General features: G+C 65.9%; 3 protein-coding genes. All 3 read right to left on the reverse strand.

Annotated elements, in window-relative coordinates:
- Positions 1-801 (reverse strand): FAD-dependent oxidoreductase (locus Q1V87_RS09955; protein WP_300592156.1); only part of this gene is annotated, 801 nt, incomplete at its 3' end.
- 52 nt (positions 802-853) lie between these two features.
- A complete protein-coding gene (locus Q1V87_RS09960; RefSeq protein ID WP_300592158.1) occupies positions 854-1,924 on the reverse strand; it encodes an aspartate-semialdehyde dehydrogenase in 1,071 nt (356 codons plus the stop codon).
- Positions 1,925-1,935: 11 nt separating this feature from the next.
- The coding region (locus Q1V87_RS09965; protein WP_300592160.1) for an ACT domain-containing protein at positions 1,936-2,466 on the reverse strand (531 nt) is incomplete at its 5' end.

A 2,466-nucleotide genomic window follows, 5' to 3' on the forward strand; every position in this document is an offset into this window, starting at 1 on the left:
CCCACCGATCGGGAAAACGCCGTAGCCCTTGATCTCGGGGATACCGGACTTCTGCAGCAGCTTGATCGCCCACCCGCCGGCACCGACGAACACGAAGCGCGCCCGCGTCTTGCCGGGCGTACGCCCGACCTGGTTGCGCCACGACACCTCCCAGGTGCCGTCCTTCAGCTTCTTCAGCCCCGTTACCTGTCGGTCCGTGACGACGCGACCGCCGCGGTGCTGCAGGTTGTCGAACAACTGGCGCGTGAGGGCACCGAAATCAACATCCGTACCCGCGGGAACACGGGTCGCCGCAAAGGGCTCATCGCTCGCGAGACGCTTCTGCATCAGCAGCGGTGCCCACTGGTTGATCACGCGGGAGTCTTCGCTGTATTCGATCCCGGCGAACAGCGGCTGCGTCTTCAGCGCCTCATAGCGACGCTTGAGGTAGGCGACATCCTTCTCGCCGCGCACGAACGTCATGTGGGGCGTCGAGTTGATGAACGTCGACGGCTCGTCCAGGATGCCGCGCTCGACCAGCGACGCCCAGAACTGGCGGCTCAGCTGGAACTGCTCGTTGATCGAGATCGCCTTGGCTGGGTCCACACTGCCGTCGGCTGCCGCCGGCATGTAGTTCAGCTCGCACAGGGCGGCATGCCCCGTACCGGCGTTGTTCCAAGCATTTGAGCTTTCCAGGGCGACATCGCCCAGCCGCTCATAGACCTCGATGGTCCAGTCGGGTTGGAGTTCAGAGATGAAGGTGCCCAGGGTGGCGCTCATCACACCGCCACCGATCAGCAGGACGTCGACGGGTTCGGTCACCGGTCAAGTCTACGGGCGGCTGGGACGATGTCTCGACGTCGAGAGATCCGGATCAGACCTGTGCACCCAGACGCGCCGCGACCAGCTCAGCGATCTGCACGGCGTTGAGCGCCGCACCCTTGCGGAGGTTGTCGTTGCTGATGAACAGCGCGAGTCCCTTCCCCTCGGGGGCCGACTGGTCGGCGCGGATGCGTCCCACAAAACTCGGGTCCTTGCCCGCAGCCTGCAGCGGGGTCGGCACCTCGTCGAGACGAACGCCCGGAGCATCGGCGAGGATCTCCCGCGCGCGCTCGGGCGTGATCTCACGCGCGAACTCGGCGTTGATGCTGAGCGAATGACCCGTGAACACAGGGACGCGCACGCAGGTTCCGGCGACGCGAAGGTCAGGAAGCTCGAGGATCTTGCGGCTCTCGTTGCGGAGCTTCTTCTCTTCGTCGGTCTCGTTCAGTCCGTCGTCGACGAGGTTGCCGGCGAAGGGGATGACGTCGAACGCGATGGGCGCAACATACTTCTCAGGCTCGGGGAAGTCGACTGCCGACCCGTCGTGCACGAGGCGGAGCGTGTCACCCTGGGCAAGCACACCCTCGACCTGGCCGAGCAGTTCCTGCGCGCCGGCAAGGCCCGAGCCGCTGACTGCCTGGTACGTCGAGACGATGAGGCGCTCGAGCCCGGCTTCGGCATCCAACACCTTCAGCACCGGCATCGCGGCCATCGTCGTGCAGTTCGGGTTGGCGATGATGCCCTTGACCGCCTGGTCGATCGCGTGCGGGTTGACCTCGCTGACGACCAGGGGAACCTCGGGATCCATCCGCCAGGCACTGGAGTTGTCGATCACGGTGGCGCCAGCAGCCGCGAAGCGCGGCGCGTGGGCGCGGCTACCGGTTGCCCCGGCAGAAAACAGTGCGATGTCGATGCCGGCCGGGTTAGCGGTGGCGACATCCTCGATGATGACGGTGTGCCCGCCGAACTCGACAGCGCTGCCGGCAGAGCGAGCGGTGGCGAACAGCCGCAACTCACCGATCGGGAACGAACGCTCCGCGAGAATCTCGCGCATGACGGTGCCGACCTGGCCGGTGGCGCCGACGACGGCGACGGAGAGTCCTGAATCGGAGATGCGGGTCATGGGAGTCGATCCTATCGGCCGGTGCCGGCGTAGACGGTCGCTGCACTGTCTGCATCCAGCCCGTAGGCAGTATGCACGACGCGAGCTGCCTCGGCGATGTCGGAGCCACGTAGCACGACCGAGATCCGGATCTCGGAGGTCGAGATCATCTCGATGTTGATGCCTGCGACGCTCAGCGCCTCGAAAAGAGTTGCCGACACACCCGAGTGCGTGCGCATCCCGGCGCCGACCACCGAGAGCTTGCCGATCTGATCGTCGTGCACGAGGCTCTCAAAGCCGACCTCGCCCTGGTCGGCGGCGAGCGCCTTCAGGGCGGGCGCGGCATCCTGCTTGGGAAGTGTGAACGAGATGTCGGTGCGCCCGGTGGCGGCAGCCGACACGTTCTGCACGATCATGTCGACGTTCGCGCCCGACTTGGCGACGATCTTGAAGATCTCGGCGGCCTTGCCCGGCACATCCGGCACCCCGATGACCGTAATCTTCGCCTGACCGAGGTCGGTGGCGACTCCCGCGACGATGGGTTCTTCCATGGTGACTCCCTC

It is taken from the genome of Microbacterium sp., from assembly GCF_030149085.1.
Classification (GTDB): Bacteria; Actinomycetota; Actinomycetes; order Actinomycetales; family Microbacteriaceae; genus Microbacterium.

Excerpts from the sequence above, each read along its gene's own strand:
- Q1V87_RS09960 (WP_300592158.1), bottom strand. The coding sequence starts at position 1,924 with ATGACCCGCATCTCCGATTCAGGACTCTCCGTCGCCGTCGTCGGCGCC.